The 19622-nt window shown below is 37.3% G+C and carries 18 protein-coding genes; 12 read left to right on the plus strand and 6 right to left on the minus strand.

Going from position 1 to position 19622, the window contains the following annotated elements; genetic code table 11:
* Positions 1-21: 21 nt before the first annotated feature.
* A complete protein-coding gene (locus tag NU09_RS17155) occupies positions 22-786 on the minus strand; it encodes a glycine-rich domain-containing protein (RefSeq protein ID WP_207209768.1) in 765 nt (254 codons plus the stop codon).
* Between the two features lie 299 nt (positions 787-1085).
* Between NU09_RS17155 and guaA the strand changes: the two genes are divergently transcribed.
* From guaA to NU09_RS09035, 12 genes are all read left to right on the plus strand, one after another.
* Positions 1086-2615 carry a glutamine-hydrolyzing GMP synthase gene (gene guaA / locus NU09_RS08980; protein ID WP_129750950.1) on the plus strand — a complete coding sequence of 510 codons (1530 nt, stop codon included), beginning with the start codon at positions 1086-1088 and terminating at the stop codon, positions 2613-2615.
* 158 nt (positions 2616-2773) lie between these two features.
* A complete protein-coding gene (locus NU09_RS08985; RefSeq protein ID WP_129750951.1) occupies positions 2774-3214 on the plus strand; it encodes a hypothetical protein in 441 nt (146 codons plus the stop codon).
* Positions 3215-3345: 131 nt separating this feature from the next.
* Positions 3346-5289: a LysM peptidoglycan-binding domain-containing protein gene (locus NU09_RS08990; RefSeq protein ID WP_129750952.1), complete on the plus strand. Its 1944-nt coding sequence runs from the start codon at positions 3346-3348 to the stop codon at positions 5287-5289.
* Between the two features lie 2 nt (positions 5290-5291).
* Entirely contained in the window at positions 5292-5690 is a 399-nt protein-coding gene (locus tag NU09_RS08995) for an OsmC family protein (RefSeq protein WP_129750953.1), read from the plus strand.
* A gap of 215 nt (positions 5691-5905) precedes the next feature.
* Positions 5906-6136: a DUF3820 family protein gene (locus NU09_RS09000; RefSeq protein WP_129750954.1), complete on the plus strand. Its 231-nt coding sequence runs from the start codon at positions 5906-5908 to the stop codon at positions 6134-6136.
* A gap of 180 nt (positions 6137-6316) precedes the next feature.
* Positions 6317-7930 (plus strand): CTP synthase, encoded by a 1614-nt coding sequence (locus NU09_RS09005; protein WP_129750955.1) that lies wholly within the window; start codon positions 6317-6319, stop codon positions 7928-7930.
* 58 nt (positions 7931-7988) lie between these two features.
* A complete protein-coding gene (gene yidC, locus NU09_RS09010) occupies positions 7989-9884 on the plus strand; it encodes a membrane protein insertase YidC (protein WP_129750956.1) in 1896 nt (631 codons plus the stop codon).
* Positions 9885-9989: 105 nt separating this feature from the next.
* Positions 9990-10688, plus strand: a complete 699-nt coding sequence (locus NU09_RS09015; RefSeq protein WP_129750957.1) for a toxin-antitoxin system YwqK family antitoxin — start codon at positions 9990-9992, stop codon at positions 10686-10688.
* Positions 10689-10738: 50 nt separating this feature from the next.
* Entirely contained in the window at positions 10739-11929 is a 1191-nt protein-coding gene (gene mnmA, locus NU09_RS09020; RefSeq protein ID WP_129750958.1) for a tRNA 2-thiouridine(34) synthase MnmA, read from the plus strand.
* Positions 11930-12033: 104 nt separating this feature from the next.
* A complete protein-coding gene (locus NU09_RS09025; RefSeq protein WP_129750959.1) occupies positions 12034-12864 on the plus strand; it encodes a leucine-rich repeat domain-containing protein in 831 nt (276 codons plus the stop codon).
* A complete protein-coding gene (locus tag NU09_RS09030) occupies positions 12864-13508 on the plus strand; it encodes a TatD family hydrolase (protein WP_129750960.1) in 645 nt (214 codons plus the stop codon). Before NU09_RS09025 ends, NU09_RS09030 begins: the two co-directional genes overlap by 1 nt.
* Positions 13501-14217, plus strand: a complete 717-nt coding sequence (locus NU09_RS09035) for a ThiF family adenylyltransferase (protein WP_129750961.1) — start codon at positions 13501-13503, stop codon at positions 14215-14217. The genes NU09_RS09030 and NU09_RS09035 overlap by 8 nt, the downstream gene beginning before the upstream one ends.
* A gap of 71 nt (positions 14218-14288) precedes the next feature.
* On the opposite strand, the gene NU09_RS09040 is transcribed toward NU09_RS09035, so the two are convergent.
* The 5 genes from NU09_RS09040 to NU09_RS09060 form a co-directional block, all read right to left on the minus strand.
* Positions 14289-15536 (minus strand): GyrI-like domain-containing protein, encoded by a 1248-nt coding sequence (locus tag NU09_RS09040; protein WP_129750962.1) that lies wholly within the window; start codon positions 15534-15536, stop codon positions 14289-14291.
* A 129-nt stretch (positions 15537-15665) separates the two neighbouring features.
* The gene (locus tag NU09_RS09045; RefSeq protein ID WP_129750963.1) at positions 15666-16043 is read right to left on the minus strand and encodes a hypothetical protein; all 378 of its coding nucleotides are present in this window, start codon (positions 16041-16043) and stop codon (positions 15666-15668) included.
* Between the two features lie 13 nt (positions 16044-16056).
* Positions 16057-18369: a COG3014 family protein gene (locus NU09_RS09050; protein WP_129750964.1), complete on the minus strand. Its 2313-nt coding sequence runs from the start codon at positions 18367-18369 to the stop codon at positions 16057-16059.
* 18 nt (positions 18370-18387) lie between these two features.
* Complete coding sequence (locus tag NU09_RS09055; RefSeq protein ID WP_129750965.1) at positions 18388-18984, minus strand: penicillin-binding protein activator LpoB; 597 nt, start codon at positions 18982-18984, stop codon at positions 18388-18390.
* A 209-nt stretch (positions 18985-19193) separates the two neighbouring features.
* Positions 19194-19502 (minus strand): hypothetical protein, encoded by a 309-nt coding sequence (locus NU09_RS09060; protein ID WP_129750966.1) that lies wholly within the window; start codon positions 19500-19502, stop codon positions 19194-19196.
* Positions 19503-19622: the final 120 nt, after the last annotated feature.

The raw sequence follows: 19622 nt of genomic DNA on the forward strand, positions 1-19622 counted from the left end.
TAACATAAAACATAGGAAATATTAATCTCCTCCACATCCTCCGCAACCACTACAGCCAGATCCGCAACCGCTGTCTCCGTGTGAACTGCATCCGCTATTACAACTATCCCCTGAACATGAGGAAGTAGTACAACCACTATCTGAGTCTCCTTTACCTCCTCTTTTTCTAAAGGCATTGATTAAAGCTATTATAATAACTATAATAATTATTACAGGTAAAGGTATGCCGTTGCCTGAAGCCTGAATACTTATAATTATTACAATGCTGACAACAGATAACTTTAAAAGCTTTTGTGCTAACAAAGATGGCTTTTTAATAAGCCAGTAATTATCTATGCTTATCCTTTGAAAATTGATTTGTGTAAAGCGGGTTTTGTTGTCCTGCCAAATATCCTGTGGCGGATTACAACCAAACATTTTGTTGTACATGGTGTGAAGTTCACAGTAGCTGTTGTTGAACTTTTTCCTTTCTGAGCTTCCTCCTTTTGTTGGGTTGTGGTGTATTTCCCTTTGCAGTGTGTTTCGGCAAAAGTCTATCCAGTAGGATTTTGTATAGGTTAGATGTAAGTGCCATGCCTGGTCTACAGGATCTGAAGGTGTTACAGAAGATTTAGATACACAACATAAAAAAGTGAACTTCCTGTACTCTTCTATAACCCTTTTAGTATATTCTGTTGTCCAGCCGTTTTCCCTTGCAAGGCGTGCCGAAAATGTAAAGGATGCATCGGGGTCATCTAACCTGAAGTTTGAGATCTTGTCCCATAGGTCTTTCTCGGATGTGGTCATTTGAAAGCTGAAATTTTGCTAAAAATATAAAAATGATATTAAATTATATGTTTTGATTTTTTTTCTTTTGTTGTTAAATTGTTATCTGCCGTTTTTCAATAGTTTTTGTTAGGTGTATGTTTGCATTTGAGACTTTTTAGATAAAACAATCCTGTAAAATAACTTTTTGTTTGATGAAAACTAAAGCCGTTTTTAGGTGTTAATGGTGCATATTTGTTGATAAACCTGCTAAAAAATAATCAAAATAAAAAACATAAAAACTCATTTTTCAGTTTCAAAATATTGGATTACTTTTGCGCATGCAACACAATGTACTTATTCTAGATTTCGGATCGCAATACACTCAGCTTATTGCGAGAAGGGTTCGCGAGTTAAATATCTTCTGCGAAATTTTCCCTTACAACAACCCTCCGGGTGATTTATCGTCTTATAAAGCTGTAATACTTTCAGGTAGCCCGTTTTCGGTAAGGGCAGAAGATGCACCGCATCCTGACCTTTCTGAGATTAGAGGAAAACTGCCTATGCTTGCAGTGTGTTACGGAGCACAATATCTTGCTCACTTCCACGGAGGTGAAGTAGCGCCAAGTAATATACGTGAGTATGGCCGTGCTAACCTTTCTTATGTTAAAGAAGATGAGCAGTTCCTTGAAGGTGTTTCTGCAGGTAGCCAGGTTTGGATGAGCCACAGTGATACAATCAAGCAATTACCTACTAATGGTGTAAGGCTTGCAAGTACTAAGGATGTGGAAAATGCAGCTTACAGAATTGAAGGTGAAACAACTTATGCAATACAGTTTCACCCAGAAGTTTACCACTCTACAGACGGTAAACAAATGCTGGAAAACTTTTTAGTGAAAATTGCAGAAGTGCCTCAAAACTTTACTCCAGATACATTTGTTGAAGATATTGTAGAGGAGCTTAAAGTTAAAATTCAAAATGATAAAGTGGTACTAGGACTTTCAGGAGGGGTAGACTCTACTGTCGCTGCGGTACTTTTAAATAAGGCAATTGGCAAAAACCTGTACTGTATTTTTGTAAACAACGGACTTCTTCGTAAAGATGAGTTTGAAAATGTATTACACCAATACAAGGATATGGGGCTTAACGTTAAAGGTGTAGATGCATCTGACAGGTTCCTTAGCGAACTGGCAGGTATTGAAGATCCTGAAACTAAAAGAAAAACTATAGGTCGTGTATTCATCGAAGTATTTGATGATGAGGCACATTTACTTACCGATGTTAAATGGTTAGCGCAGGGTACTATCTATCCGGATGTAATTGAGTCGGTTTCTGTAAAAGGACCTTCTGCTACCATTAAATCACATCACAACGTAGGTGGTTTACCGGATTTTATGAAACTTCAGGTGGTAGAGCCGCTAAGAATGCTGTTTAAAGATGAGGTAAGAAGAGTAGGTGCTACTTTAGGAATTGATCCGGAACTTTTAGGAAGACACCCATTCCCTGGGCCAGGCCTTTCTATCAGGATTTTAGGTGATATCACTCCGGAGAAAGTACGTATACTTCAGGAAGTAGACCATATATTTATCCAGGGTCTTAAAGATCACGGCCTGTATAATAAAGTATGGCAGGCAGGTGCAATATTATTACCTGTAAACAGTGTAGGTGTAATGGGAGACGAAAGAACTTATGAGAAAGTAGTTGCACTTAGGGCTGTAGAATCTACAGATGGTATGACTGCAGACTGGGTTCATCTTCCTTATGAGTTCCTGATGAAAGTTTCTAATGAAATTATCAATAAGGTTAAAGGTGTAAACAGGGTTGTTTATGATATCAGCTCTAAGCCGCCGGCCACTATTGAATGGGAATAAGAAATTAGATATTTAAGTTATATAGTAAATAAGCCTTCACTTTTAGTGAGGGCTTATTTTATTTATGGCAGGGTTTTGGTAAATAGTTAAGCAGATATTTATAAAATCGCGAAAAATCTTTTAATTTAGATTTCATAACTACTAAAAAAATATAAGCCATGAAAAAACTATTATTACTGGCTCTTTTTGCCTGTTTGCCTTATAATTCTCTTTTTGCACAGAATAATTACGGCAACGAAGAAAGTGACGACGAATATGATACCGAAGAGGTGTATACGGATGATGAAGAGGAAGAAGAAGATCCTGATGCATTTTTTATAGATCATAAAATATTGCCGGGTGAACGAATGATAATGATCTCTAAAAAATATATGGTAGACCCAAAGGATATTTATGAGTATAATGAATGGGCTGTAGGAGGATATGATTCAAAACAGGGAGGGGGAGTATTAAAGATTCCTTTGCATAAATCGCACAAGAAAGATCTTGATGCGTTTAAGGTAAAGCTGGAAAAGGAAAAAGGAGGCCCTATACAGGTACCTGCCCCGCCAAAAAAGAAAAAGAAAGACATAAAACCTGAGGATTTTAATAAAGGGTAAGTATTTGAGGTTCAGTATTTTTTGATAGGTTTAGTGTTTTAACTGAAATTTATCATATTTTAGGCCTTAACAGTTACAACAAAAGCTAAATTTGCATCCACCTAAATGTTATAAATAAACCAAACTTAGACATGAAGTACATTGTAATTTTATTTTTTTCACTAGCGTTATTTTCAGGCTCTGCTTATGCTCAGGGTAAATATAAAAAACACCAGGTAGCAAAGGGAGAGACAGTAACAGATATTGCAAAAAAATATAAAGTTACCCCATATGATATTTACAGGCTTAATCCTGATTCTCAAAACGGTATTAACGAAGGGGCAATATTGCTTGTTCCTACTGCTGGTGGAGTTCCGGTTAAGACTGATGTCACTGTAAATGAGAAATCCACTAAAATTGCAAACCCCATACATGAGGTGCAGCCTAAAGAAACACTTTATGGCCTTTCTAAACAGTACAATGTATCTGAAGAAGATATAAAAAAGGCAAATCCTGAGATTGTAACAAACGGTTTGCAGATAGGTCAAAAAATTATAATTCCAGTGAAGGGAAGCGGTGTTGAGGCACAGGCTGAGAGGGCAGAAAAGCAACAGGGAAAAAAGGATGCCCCTTCTTATATGTATCATACAGTAGAGGCTGGTGAAACAAAATATTCCATTGCAAAAGACTATGGCATGAGCCTTCAGTTACTGGAAGAGCTTAATCCTGAAGTTAAAGATGCTCCGCTGCCATTAGGCTATAAACTAAAACTGGATAAGAATTCTATAATAGCTAAAGAAATAGCTCCGGGAGCTCAGCTTAAAAAGCCGGATAACAAGTATATAGAATATACGGTTCAGCCTAAAGAAACCTTTTATAGTCTTACAAGAAGGGTAGGGATTACAGAACAGGAAATTATAGCCTTAAATCCGGATGCTAAAGAAGGCCTTAAGGAAGGTATGGTTTTAAAACTGCCTAATCCTAATCCCGATTCAGGTACTGTATTTGGGACTACCAAATCATATGCTCCGGGCATTACAAATCTTTCAACAACTTTAGACAAAGCACAAACAAAGCAACTTGCATTACTACTGCCTTTTAATATTAATAAAGGAGCTGATGAAGAAAGTGAGAAAGAAAGAGTTAGGACCAACAAATTTCTTAACATGACTCTTGATTTTTATGCAGGTGCATTAATCGCGATAGATTCTGCACAGGCTATGGGGATACCTGTAAAGGTAAAAATACTTGACTCGCAGGAATCCAGCACGAGCTCAGCTATAGATAATCTTCGTGGTGGTCTTGTAGGGGTAGATGCGGTTATAGGTCCGTTCTTCCAGAATAATGTAGAGAAAACAGCACAGGTGTTAGCCGGGATTCCTGTTATATCTCCATTATCTAAAGAGGCCGGCAAACCATTGCCAAACCTATACCAGTCGGTACCTACTCAGGATATGGTAAGAATGGCTATGCTGGATTACCTTAAGTTTAAAAACGGTAATTTTATAGCTGTTATAGATGAGAAAAAACTAAGCTCTAAGCAGTTTATAAGAAATAATTATGCGGGAGTTAAATTTGCAGACGGTACTATTACAGAGGATGTAATGAAACCACTTTTAGATCCTTCGAAAATGAATTATATAGTACTTGATACTGAAAGTGCCGGAAAGGTTTCTAACACGGTAAGAGTGCTTTCAAAACTAATGGCAGACTATCAGATTCAGCTTGCAGTAATGGAGAGGTCAGATATTCTTGATAACGAAGAAGTGCCTTTAAAGCTGCTTACCAGGTTAAGAATGCTATATCCGTCGGTAACAAACGATAGTGAAAACCCTATGGCTGCCGGATTTATAAAGAAGTTTAAAGCGAAAAATGGTGTAATGCCTAATCAGTTTGCCTCTAGAGGTTTTGATGTTACCCTTGATGTTATTTTACGTATGTATCAGCCGGAAGGTTTTGCAGAAACAATAGCGACAAAAGCATCTCAGCAAACAGAGAACAAATTTGTTTACAGGTCTTTAAACGGAGGGAATTATAATAACGGAGTTTATATCCTTAATTACGAAGAGGATTTAAGTATAAAACAGGCAAATTAATTATGACATCTAAGGTAACCTATTTGGGAGATTTAAGAACATCTTCCATTCACCTTCAGTCGGGTAGCGAGATCATATCTGATGCCCCTCTTGATAATAACGGAAAAGGCGAGGCATTTTCCCCTACAGATACTGTGGCAAATGCATTAGCTACGTGTATGTTTACCATTATGGGTATTAAAGCCCGTGATATGGAAATAAGTTTGGAAGGTTCTACAGCTGAGGTTACAAAAACCATGGAGGCCGACCCTAGACGTATTTCTAAGATTAAGGTTGTTTTTAATCTTAAATCAAATGCCGATGAAAAGTCCAGGGAGTTGCTGGAAAGAGTAGCGATGAGGTGTCCTGTACACTTTAGCCTTCACCCTGATATTGAAAGGGAAATAATATTTAACTGGTAATATTTGATTGTAATTATACTAAAATACCCATTGTTGGGTATTTTTTTTGTTTAATAATGAATCTAAATTCGACTTACGAAGTTTTTTTAGATTCTTTGGTTTATGTAAAGTGTTTCATTCGCGTGGCACTTTGGTCAGGAAAGAGCACCCTTTTTTGAGGGTGCTTTTTGTTTTTAAGTGAGTTTAGTTGTTAAATTTGCTTTTCAGTTTTATTTATGGACGAACAAAAACAATTGCTAATAAAATTAGCACACACTAAAATGCCTTTTGGTAAATATGAAGGACGGTATCTTATAGATTTACCCGAGCATTATGTGGTGTGGTACCACAATAAGGGATTTCCGGCAGGACAGTTGGGGCAGCAGCTTCAGTTGGTATACGAACTAAAGCTTAACGGGCTTGAAAACCTTATAAGGAATATTAAGAATCAATATCCGAAGCCGTAGAAAAATGAATTTTTGTTAAAGAAGTGTTTCCTAAACATGAATTTTTGATGCTTTTTTCTGCCTTTTGTGGCATGCATTTTCAAATTTTCAAATTACCTCATTTTCAAATTACTTATAATCGGATAAAATTGCTTATTTTTGCCACGTTTTTTACAACAGCAACAACACAACAACAGTACAATGAATCAAACGAAGTATATTTTTGTTACAGGAGGTGTAAGTTCTTCTTTAGGGAAAGGAATCATAGCTGCTTCCTTAGCGAAATTATTGCAGGCCAGAGGTTACAGAACCGCTATTCAGAAATTTGATCCGTATATCAATGTGGATCCGGGTACACTTAACCCATATGAGCATGGTGAATGTTATGTAACTGATGATGGTGCCGAAACAGATCTTGATCTTGGGCACTATGAGCGTTTTCTAAACGTTCCTACATCACAGGCTAATAACGTTACGACAGGAAGGGTATATCTTTCGGTTATTGAGAAAGAGAGAAGAGGAGAGTTTTTAGGGAAAACAGTACAGGTTGTTCCACACATTACCAATGAGATTAAGGAGCGCATGCAGCAGCTTGGTAAAACGGGCGATTATGATATTGTTATTACCGAAATAGGAGGTACTGTTGGTGACATCGAGTCACTACCGTATATCGAGTCTGTAAGGCAGTTAGTGTGGGAACTTGGTGAAAATAACGGTATTGTTATTCACTTAACGCTTGTACCATATCTTGCAGCTGCGGGTGAGCTTAAAACCAAGCCTACACAGCACTCTGTAAAAACATTAATGGAAAGCGGTATTAAGGCAGATATCCTTGTGTGCCGTACAGAGCATGAGCTTTCGTCTGATTTAAGACAAAAACTGGCATTATTCTGTAATGTTAAGAGAGAAGCGGTTATCCAGTCGATAGATGCTTCTACTATATATGATGTTCCTAACCTTATGCTTGAGGAAGGCCTTGACAGGGTAGCACTTAAAAAGCTTGACCTTGCCGAGAAGAACAAACCGGACTTAAAACAGTGGAATGATTTCCTTTACAAGCTTAAAAATCCTAAGCATACTGTAAACATTGGTTTAGTAGGTAAGTATGTAGAACTTCAGGATTCATACAAATCAATTCTTGAGGCGTTTATACATGCAGGTGCCGTAAACGAAACTAAAGTAAATGTAATCAGTATCCATTCAGAATATCTAGACGAAAATAATGCAGCTAAAAAGCTTGCCGGTTTAGATGGTATTCTTGTAGCTCCTGGTTTTGGAGGAAGAGGTATTGAAGGTAAAATAGAAACTGTTCGTTATGCAAGGGAAAATAAAATTCCGTTCTTTGGTATCTGTTTAGGTATGCAAATGGCAGTTATAGAATATGCCCGTAACGTAATGGGATGGGAAGGAGCTAACTCTACAGAGATGAACGAAAGCACTCCTTACCCGGTAATTAATATAATGGAAGAGCAAAAGAACATTACAGAGATGGGTGGTACTATGCGTTTAGGTGCATGGAAATGCCATATTGCAGAAGGTTCTCTTGCTAACAAGATATACGGAAGCACAGATATATTAGAGCGTCACCGTCACCGTTATGAGTTTAATGGAGCTTATCTTGACGAAATGCAGAATGCAGGCCTTATCGCTTCGGGTATTAATCCTGACACAGGTCTTGTAGAGGTGATTGAACTTAATAACCATCCGTTCTTTATAGGGGTACAATACCACCCAGAGTACAAGAGTACGGTAGCTAATCCGCATCCGTTATTTGTAAGCTTTGTTAAGGCTGCAGTTAAGAAAAAGTGCGAATAATATAAGATAACATATTCCCTTAAAAAGGAACCACACTTAGGTGTAATAACTTAAATAAATGGAAGAAAAGAAAATAGATTACAGATCGGCCATCGGCTTTGCCCTTATTGCGGTTATTCTTGGTTTTATGCTTTACAACAAAACCGAGGATACTAAACAGGAACTGGAAAAAGAGCAAGCACAGGAACAAGTTGAAAAAGAAAAACAGGGCACTGTTGCAGACGAAAAAACTGCAGTTTTAACAGAGCTGGATTCTACTTCGGCAGATTCTATTAAGACAGCAAACCTTAAGAGTTCTTTAGGGGCTTTTGCTTACGGGGCTTCTTTACCAACAGCGAAAGACGGTGAAACCGAACTTAAAAATGCTTTACTTTCACTTAAGATAGCGAATAAAGGTGGTTATATTGCAGAGGCTATTCCGCTTGGATATGAAAAGTTCCATAAGGATTCAGGACAACTGGTAGAGCTTATTAAAAATAATAATGCCGACTTTAATCTTCAATTTAAAACTAAAGACAACCGTATCCTTAACACAAGGGATATGTACTTTGAACCTGTTTTAAGCAAGAGTGGAGAAAACCAGGTGCTAACAATGCGCCTTAAGGCAGGAGCAGATGCTTACCTTGAGTATCGTTATGAGATGAAACCTAAAGATTATATGGTTGATTTCTCTATCCGTACACAGGGCTTATCTCAGGTTCTTGATACTTCTAAGCCACTGGATTTAGAATGGAGCATGAAGACCTATCGTAATGAAAAGAGTATTTCTTATGAAAACAGATATACTAAGGTTGTTTATGAATATGAAGATGGTAAGGATGATGATTTTGGTTTAAGTAAGAGCGACAGCGAAAAAGCGGCAGATGTAACTTATATCGCATTCAAGCAGCATTTGTTTACTTCTATCCTTTTAACGGATAAGGCATTTAAAACTGCCGATATGACTTCTGAGGATTTAGTTAAGGAAGAAACCATAGATACTGTATTTACTAAGCAGTTTACGGCAAAAATGCCTCTTGAATTTGAAGGAGGTGAGATTAGCTATAACATGGATTGGTATTATGGTCCTGCAGATTACCAGATTCTTAATGATTATGACAGAAACCTTGATGAGGTAATTCCTTTAGGATGGGGTATTTTCGGTTGGATTAACCGTTACATCTTTATCCCTGTATTTACCCTTTTAAGTTCGTTCTTACCTTACGGTATAGGAATTATAGTATTTACTATCCTTGTAAGGATTGTAATGTCTCCCGTAACTTATAAATCGTACCTTTCTCAGGCTAAGATGAAAGTTATTCGTCCTGAAATACAGGAAGTAAATGAGAAGTACAAAAAAGACCCGATGAAAAAGCAGCAGGAAACCATGAAGCTGTACAATAAAGCGGGCGTAAACCCAATGGCAGGATGTTTACCGGCACTAATGCAAATACCTGTATTCTATGCATTATTCCAGTTCTTCCCGTCGTTCTTTGACTTAAGGCAAAAAAGTTTCCTTTGGGCAGATGACTTATCATCATATGACTCGGTTTACCATTTACCATTCAACATCCCGTTCTATGGTGACCACGTGAGCTTGTTCCCTATACTTGCATCAATAGCTATTTTCTTCTATATGAGAATGACTACAGGTGATCAGAGTATGTCGGCACCACCACAGGAAGGTATGCCGGATATGAGCAAGATCATGAAAGTAATGATTTACATCTCTCCGGTTATGATGCTTATATTCTTTAATAACTATGCATCAGGACTGAGTTTGTACTACTTCATTTCTAACACTATTACCATAGGTATTATGTTTGTAATTAAAAATTACATCGTAAAAGAAGATAAGCTACATGCTCAAATCCAGGAAAACAAAACCAAGCCTAAAAAGCAAAGCCGTTTCCAACAGAAGATGCAGGAAATGATGGAGCAGGCGCAGGAGCAGCAAAAACAAAATAAAAGATAAACAGTAAAGCACTCTTCGGAGTGCTTTTTTTAATAAATTGGCTCACTGTTTGCACGTAATAAAAACAGCATATTTTAAGTTTAGATAAAAAAACAGATTTGTATTATGAGATACTTTGCAGTACTTATTGCATTTTTTATGACTATAGGGCTTAATGCCCAAAGTAAAACCGATATCAACAAGTTTGATGGTAAGGGTAAGCGCCACGGTGTTTGGAAAGGTACTTATGAAACCACCGGAAGGCTTCGTTATGAAGGTACTTTTGATCATGGTGTGGAAAAGGGTACATTTAAGTTTTATGATGATACCCAAAAAGGATCGCTAATCGCTACCCGCGATTTTTCTGCCGGTAATGGTGTTAGTTATACCACTTTTATAGACCAGAAGGGTAATAAGGTTAGTGAGGGTAAAGAGGTAAATAAAGTTCGTGAAGGCGAATGGAAAGTATACCACCCTGACGGGAAAACCATAATGTCTCTTGAAAACTATTCTAAAGGAAAGCTTAATGGCTTAACAAAGATATTTTTTGCTAATGGAGCTATTGCCGAAGAGAAAGGCTATAAAGATGGCGTGCAGGATGGTATCTATAAAAAGTACAATGAAAAGGGTACTGTACTGGAAGATTCTAACTATAAAAACGGTAAGCTTAACGGGCAGGCTGTTTTTTATGATAAGTTTGGTAATGTATCTTCTAAAGGAGAATTTGTAAAAGGATATAAATACGGATACTGGGAGTATTATGACAATAAGAAACTGGTAAAAAAGGAATTTATGATAATGCCGAAAGAGGTAACAAGGGACTAACAGAAATTTGTAGTACTTTTGCATAAATTTTTTCAGGAAAGGAATTAAAAATGAAACGAGTAGTAGTTGGGCTTTCGGGTGGTGTAGATTCGAGCGTTGCGGCATACCTGTTGCAGAAGCAGGGGTATGAAGTTATTGGCCTGTTTATGAAAAACTGGCATGATGACTCGGTTACCATCTCAAATGAATGTCCGTGGCTGGAAGACAGCAATGATGCTTTGCTTGTAGCCGAAAAACTGGGTATACCTTTTCAAACGGTAGATCTTAGTGAACAATACAGAGAACGTATAGTAGACTATATGTTTAACGAATATGAGCAGGGTAGGACTCCAAACCCTGACGTGCTTTGTAACCGCGAAATTAAGTTTGATGTGTTTATGAAGATTGCCCTTAGCTTGGGAGCAGACTATGTGGCAACAGGACACTATTGCCGTAAAGACACCATAGAAAAGGATGGTAAGGAAGTTTATCAGCTTTTATCAGGTGTAGACGGCAATAAGGATCAGTCTTACTTTTTATGTCAGCTTTCACAGGAGCAGTTAAGTAAGGCGCTATTCCCTATTGGAGAATTAACTAAGCCTCAGGTGCGTGAAATAGCAGCTAAGATGGATTTGGTTACCGCAGAGAAGAAAGACTCTCAGGGGCTTTGTTTTATAGGTAAAGTACGCCTGCCGGAGTTCCTGCAGCAACAGCTGCAGCCTAAGGAAGGTGTTATTTATGAAATATCGGCTGAGCAGGAAACTTATGCTCAACAAATACCTCAGTTTGCAAACGTACACGAACAGCTGGCTTTTGAGGCTAAAAATGTTGAGTATACGCCACAAATGGGTAAAGAGGTAGGAAAGCACCACGGCGCACATTATTACACCATAGGACAGCGTAAAGGACTTAATGTAGGCGGTACAAAAGAACCGTTGTTTATTATCGCTACCGATGTAAACAGTAACGCTATTTATACAGGGCAGGGACATAATCACCCGGGGCTGTTTAGAAAAGCACTGTTTATTAAAGGTAAAGAAGTACACTGGGTACGTGAAGACCTTACCCTTAAAGATGGTGAGACAATGCATGTAATGGTAAGGATACGTTACCGCCAGCCATTGCAAAAAGCAACACTGCATATGTTTGAAGACGGTATGTATATCGCATTCAGCGAACCGCAGTCGGCCATAACAGAAGGGCAGTTTGCAGCCTGGTATATAGACGACGAACTGATAGGTTCGGGAGTTATTTCAAAATAAAAATTATCAGATTTTATATATAAACCCAACGCATAATAGTGTTGGGTTTTATTTTATATTTTAGAGAGTTATAATATTATAAAAACTAATTACTATACAGATATATGATAAGAGCTTTTGTTTCTTTTTTAATACTAATAAATTTCTGTTCTGTTTTTGCTCAAAATCAAAATATAGTTTTTAATGATCTAAAGTTTAAAGAGGCTATATTAAAATCAAACAAACAGGTTGATATTAATCTTGATGGAGAAATATCTGTTAATGAGGCCATAACTGTAAAAATGCTTAATCTTTCAAAATCAGGTATTACCAATTTAGATGAAATAAACTTATTTAAAAATATAGAATTATTACACTGTCCCAATAATCAGATAAAAAAATTAAAACTGAAAGGGTTACATTCCTTAAAGAAATTAATTGTGAGTGATAATGGAATGGAAACATTGGAAATAACAGATTGTTCCAGTTTGTTTTCCATAATGTGTCAGGCTAATAATTTAGGTGCTCTTAATGTCCAAGGTTTGGTAAATCTGGAAATTTTATGGTGTCAGCAAAATAAACTATCAAGCTTGAATTTGTATGGTTGTTATTCACTTAGAAGTTTGTATTGTGATGAAAATAAATTAAAAGAAATAAATTTAACGGGGTTAATCCAATTGAAAGATTATAGATGTACAAATAATTTATTAAAAGAGATTGATATTAAGGACAGTCCTGCAATAGCGTTCCTTTATTGTGGAAATAATGAGAATTTAGAAATGTTGTTTTTACAAAATGGAAAACGAGAAGTATATCCTTTTTTTATAGATTTTTCAGATTGTCCAAATCTTAAGAAAATTTGTATTGATGATGAGAAATATGAAATTGATGAAATCAATAAAAAGATAAATTCATATAACAGGAAAGATATAAAAGTTTTTATAAATTGTAATTAATGCTATATAACCTGCACACCCATAACTACACCGCTAATGATAATATACTGGAAGTAGTAAACCGCTATCCGTATGAGGATATTGATGTACCTTATTTTTCTACAGGTATACATCCGTGGTATATTGATATTGATAAACTGGATGAGCATTTATCGGTAATTGATACCCGTTTGGCAATGGATAACTGCCTTGCCCTTGGGGAATGCGGACTGGACAAACGCATAGAAATGCCAATGGACGAACAGCAGAAAGTGTTTGAAAAGCAGTTAGTATTAGCGAAAAAACATCAAAAACCCGTAATTTTGCACTGTGTGGCGGCTTATCAGGAAGTGATAGAAACCAAAAAGAGATTAAATGTTGATGTCCCGATGGTTATTCACGGGTTTTCTAAAAATTCACAGGTAGTCAGGCAATTACTGGAGAATGGCTTTTACATTTCATTTGGCAAGTATCTGTTAAGAAATCCGGAGCTGTCTCAGGTATTTGTTAAGGTTTCTAACGATAAGTTCTTTATGGAAACAGATACCATAGAGGAAGGTTTAGAACAGGTATATGAAAAGGCAGCCGCCGCAAAAAATATTAATATAGAAGAATTAAAGAATATAGTAAGCAATAATTTTAAAACCGTTTTTAAGAATGGCTGAATGGACTGAGAGAGCAGAGCTCTTATTTAAAAAGGAAGGGCTTGATAGATTAAAGAATGCAAAAGTAATGGTTGTGGGACTTGGCGGAGTAGGATCGTTTGCTGCCGAATTTCTTGCAAGGGCAGGAGTGGGCAATATGACCATAGTAGATGGCGATGTTGTGGATATTACAAATATTAACCGTCAGCTTCCGGCACTGCACTCAACCGTTGGACAGCCAAAAGTAAAAATAGTGGGCGACAGGCTTATGGATATCAACCCTGAGCTTAACTTAACAAGGGTAGAGGAGTTTTTATCTCCGGAAAGGGCATTTGAGCTTGTAACACCTGAATTTGATTATGTACTGGACTGTATTGACAGCGTTACGCCTAAATTAAACCTTATTTTAGCAGCAAAACGTAAAAAGGTTAAGATTATAAGTAATATGGGCGCAGGAGGCAAATATCTGGCCTCTAAGGTTAAGGTAGCCGATATAAGCAAGACAGAATATTGCCCTTTGGCAAAAAATATAAGAAAGCGTCTTAAAAAAGAAGGTATTTCTAAAGGGGTTAAGGTAGTATTCTCTACCGAAGAACCGGATCAGAGCAGTCTTAAAATGACGGATGGTTCAAACTTTAAGAAATCATTCTTTGGTACTAACAGCTGGATGCCGGCCCTGTTTGGGCTTCATGCTGCTGAAACGGTAGTAAAGCACATTATAAAGCATTAAAAAATCCCCGTTAGGGGATTTTTTGTTTTTGGTGTTAGAGTTAGTATCCCTGTTGGGATATTATTGTTTTGCTAAGGTTTGGTTGTAGTGTATTCTACCGTTTTTTTCTTAGCAGTTGCTGTATCTTTTTTAGGTGTTTTTGGCAGAGTTGCTGTAGGCTGTGCTGCTGCGGGCTGTGCATTAATAGATGTAACCTCAGGCTTTTTCTTCACAGTGGCAGGTTTCCTTACAGTTGTAGTTGGTGCAACAGCAGTAACAGTAGCTGTAGAATCCTGTACTTCTATAACAACTTCTTCAGGTAGTGCCGGACCAATAGGTATGTAGATATCGGTAACCCATTGTGAAGGGTCTTTTGTATCTGTAGGGCCTGTGCTATATACTTCAAGGTAAGGCTGTTCAAAATTCTCTTCAAGCTTATTCTCTGCAATGTGTTTGAATGCTGCATCCCAAGCCTTTTTAAGATGTTTGTAGTTACCTTTTAAGGTTGTTTTAAGCGCATTAAAACGATTTATTTTACCAGCCTTAAATTCACTTCCGTCAGATATAAGCATTTCATCTTCCAGCGGTATGCATACAGTAAATGAAGTTAGACCTTTATCGGTATCAAAAGTATGGAAGTAAGTAAAAGGTTTGCCTTTTGTCGCAATATTGTTTGAAGATACGAACTCCTGTAGTTTAGGGAACATCTCCGCTATTTTTTGCGGCATTTCCGATATTTTACAGGTTGTGGAGTCGCCTATATAGTAAGCAGATTCCCTTATAACAATTTCATCAACCTTAATTTCAAAAAAGTTAATACGGTTTACCAGTATATAGTTAATTCGGTTAAGGCTATGGTTGAGTAGTTTTGAAGCTTTTTCATCGGCACCTCCTTTTAAAATGGCATTGGCCTTTTCCATAAAGGTTAGATGGCCTTTCATACGAAGGGTAACTTTGGTTGCCTCTTTTAAGGTGTCTTTAAAAAACCAGTACACTTCAGATTGTAGTCCGTTAAGCTCTGCGTTCTGGTAAATAGAATCATTTACGGCAGCATTTATGGTTTTTACGTTTCCGGTTTTATTGTCAAGTTCCCAGTTGGTATAAGTTCCTACTCCTGTGGTATTATTTGAAAAAGTATAAACGGCTGTAGTGTCTCTTGTAAGTATACCTGAGTTTTCCCAGTTTTTAAAATCGTTTACAAAGCTGTAAACTACATTTTTAGGTGCTTTAATAACAAGTTCCTGAGTAACGTCATATTTTCCGTTTTGGGTGGCTATGAATACTGCTCCCGCAACCGCAGCCAACAATAACAGGAGGAAAAGGTACTTGACAATTTTCATACAGGCGTAAAAACTTATTATTTAGTGTAAAAGTATAAATTTCCTGTAAGAAAGCAAATAACTGTTAAAATTATATACCAAAACGCAAAAAACTCCGTTGAACGGAGTTTTTATAACGTTTTTTGAAATTTATTCACACTCTATAAAGTTCTCAGGATAAGGCGTCATGCTTACTTTATCTACTAACAGGAAGATGTCTTCCTCTTTAGTGTAAATATCCATTTCATCACTTTGCTGTCTGGCGTTCAAAGCCTTGCGGTGTGTTGTGATGGTGTATTGCTGAAGCTTATCGGTAACATTATAGTTAAACGAAATAAGATTTTGGTAATCACTTTTAAACTGAATTTTCCAGTGATGCTGTTCGCCGTTATTTCCGTCATACTTTAATCGGAAAGATATTTTAGAATAGCAGCTTGTTTTTTGCCACGGCTGCCATCCGTTATCGGTTTGTGCCATTGCCAAATGTGAGGCAAAAGCAAATACAATCAGCAAAATAATTCTTTTCATACGCGTGGTTTTTTTATTGGAAGTCATCTTCATAAACTCCCTGGTTTACTAACAGTTCTGTAGTTACCATTTCAGATGTCACACCATTAGTTACAGTTATTGTTTTAAAAGGGAACATTATCCCGTTTACTTCCCTGTAATCGGTAAAGTATGATGTACTGCTTGTGTTGTCAATTTTAGCGTTACTGGCAATTATAAGGCCTGTTTTTGTGCAGTAATAATTGGTCATATCAGTACCATAGTTGGAATCTTTATAACTAACAGCATAGGCTTCCTGATTGTTGATGGAGGTAATACCTTGCAGCTTGGCATTTGGATCGCTTAACGGTACAGTATAGTTTTGATAAAAATTGCGTCCGTTTTTAACGCTGTTGTAAGTCTTTTTATCCAATTTTGTACGTGAGCCTCCCATTTCCATATACCCACCATTATCATTAACAACCATAGAGAAACTTTCTTTACCGTCGGTATAGCTTTTTACAGAGCAGTTGTTGGTTTTATCCATTTTGGTTACCATAGTAACAGTGGTAGTCTTACCTTCAAAACTGCTTACCGACGAAGTTTTCATCACCATGGTTTCAATACCTTTAATTTTATCTTCACCACCTGCAGCTTTTATGTAATTGTTTATTACAGTTGTTGTCGTTATACCATCTTTTACAGTGGTCAACGGTGTTGTTTCTGCAGGGATGCTTATAGAATTTTTTGCAGGTATATCAGCCGGTTTATCCGATTTTGCAGCTAGTAAAGATGACTTTGAATCACTTAACTGGGTATAAGTTTCTGCTACTGCCTGAGATGTTGCAGTTCCCGGTGGCGGTAATAGCTGAGTCCTGCCAAGATCAAAGTAGTTTACTATCTGTAATCCTTTTTTGTAAGGGATGTACAAAGTGTCGGTATCTATACCCTGAGGTCCCTGTTTTTTGATAAGGAACTTGTTTTCACCTTCCTGTAGGGGAACACGAATATAACTGATGGTTGCCGGAAGCGTTTGCCAGTTACGGGTATCTGCCTTTTCTGTAGCGGCCCCTGCAATATCACCACCTAATTTCATAAGATCTCCTGCGGTATCACCAAAAAGCTCTTTACCTAAAGCACCTAAGCCGGCACTGGCAGCTTTTTTAGTAGCAAACCTTGCAACAAGATCTATGGTTTCACGCAGCATCCTGTCTTTTAGGCACTGTTTTGCTATAGGATAAAAATCCTGAGCAAGCTCAAAAGTAAGATCTTCGTTACCAACCTCTACAGCTGCCCTTGTGTAATAGCTATACCTTTGGCGGTATTTAGGGATGGCAATAGCATTTACAGACCCAATATCGAAACCTACAGGAATAGGAATAATTATCTCTTCCTGAGTGGCTCCGTCATAATAGGTACCGTAAAAGAAACCATCTGTGCCGCTGGCGGTAATAACTATCTGGTCTTTAGCAGGGCCAAGTCCGTTTTCCCAAAAAACAATAGCTTCACCTGTTACAACAGGGGCTACCGGCTGTGCTACAGCTGCCGGCTCGGGAGCAGGTTTGCTTTTGCCTTTGCCTTTTTTAGTTGTTTTTGCAGGAGCAGCAGGTTTTGGATCTTCAGGGAAACCGAATTTTTTCCTGTAAGTCTCATAATCTTCCTGGAAGCCCATGGCCTTAGAGGTACGCATCAGGTCTTTTTTCAGCTGGAGTGGGGTAGGTACCCCAAAAAACTGGTCTCCGTTACGGGCATATATCTCTTCGGCATTTCTGTAAGCAATAAAAGCATTGTTTATATCGCCGGTAGATTCATATAATATACCCTGAAGAATTTGTGAAAAGGCATCTTCGCTATACTTGTTCTTATTCTCCTTATACTTTTCATTAAGCTCATACAGCTTTATGTTAATCCTTTTTGCCTCTACAAGTGCTTCGGCAGGTTGTCCTAACTGAAAATAGTTTAAGGCTTTGTAATAGTGAATGGTTACCTTTTCAAAATCTTCACCTTTATAAGGCTCGGCCATCGGGTTGGTAAACTTTGCCGATACGGCCTGGCCAACATTTGTTTTAGTCATCCTGTCTTCAATCATGATGTAAGCCTCTTCTAAAAGGGCGTTACTGTTTTCATAATTGCCGTTAAGATGTTCTACTTTTCCTTTTTCAAGCAGGTATAAAAGTCTGTTTCTGTCTTTGTTTAGAAATTTATTATTATCGATGCTCGCAATTGCGTTGCTAAAATCTCCGTTAAACAGGTCGCTTTCAATGTCTGCGGTTTTAGTGTTGTAGGTACTACAGGATTGAAAGCTAATCAATAACAGTAGCAATGCCAGTTTTGCCGGCATTAAAAGTATGTTTTTGGTTGCTTTCATGATTTGTTTGGGTTGGGATTACATTTTTTTGTTACCCAGATACTTTTTGATCTTTTTGTCACCAATCCAAACTTTATCGTTTGTTTGAATGTTAGTAAGCTCAAGGTCTATCTGGTAATAGATTGTTTTTTCTTTAGAGTACTGGTCTACAATAGAGTTGATTGTACCCTGAAGCATAAAGTCGGCACCGTTTTCAAGTCCGAATTTTTTCATGGTAGACTGCGAAGCATAGTTTTGCTGATCGGCTCTTTCTGCTCTTATCTCTTCACGCATAGAACCTGCCTGTACAAGTTTCATTCTTCCTGAATTGATAATTTCTTTTTCAATGTCTTTAGAGAACGTTTCTGTTGCAATGTGCTCGTGCGATTTGTTGGTAATCATACCTACAATAATAACAGGTTTTTTACCACTGTTTTCGGCAGCATAAGTGCTGTACCATGAGTGAGACATAAGCTCTGCAGTAATTTCTTCGGCAGTAAGGCGCGAATCTGTTTCGTTCCATCTTCCGCTAAGGTCAGTTACGCTGTCTTCGCTTACACGTTGAACATGTGGAGCACAGTTAGTTAGGGCGATTCCTAATACAAAGGCTAAAATAAATTTGTAAGAAGTTTTCATAAATTCTGCGAATTTGGTTAATAATTCAAAGTTACTAAAAAAGGTACTTGTTAATACTTGTTAAAAAGTATTAAATCCTCTTTTACAACATTGATGCCAATTTAGAAAGAAAAATACCCCAATGGGGTATTTTTCTCCCCTCAAATTAAACTAACCCAATGAACTATAAGTTTTTATATTTTTTTGAGTAGTATGTATTTTTGTAAAAATTAATCAAATACACTACAGTCATAATCTAACCAAAACTGAGTTTGCTCTGTATACAGGTAGCCATACCCGCAGTCTTCGGCAGCGCTAATAAGGTTAAGGGCGGCAGTTCTTACCGCACTACAGGTAGAAGGTGTTGCGTTGTTGCTGAATACCAGTGTTTTTTCGTAAAGAATGTCTGATAATGTTTCCAGCTGATCAAGGCAGGCATCGTTACTAACATCTGTTGTTTCTTCTTCTTCACATGATACAAAAGCTGCAGGTACACTTAACAGCATAAGTAGGAGTAAAAGTTTTCTCATTGTCTTCATAATAAATTGATTTGTAGGTTAATACTAAGATTATTTATTACAAAGTTGGGGTAATATGTAAAGCAAAAAAATACCCATTACTGGGTATTTTTACTACAAAAAAAATTAAAAAATGATGTT

Origin of the sequence: Flavobacterium beibuense (assembly GCF_004151245.1) — a bacterium.
GTDB lineage: Bacteria > Bacteroidota > Bacteroidia > Flavobacteriales > Flavobacteriaceae > Flavobacterium > Flavobacterium beibuense_A.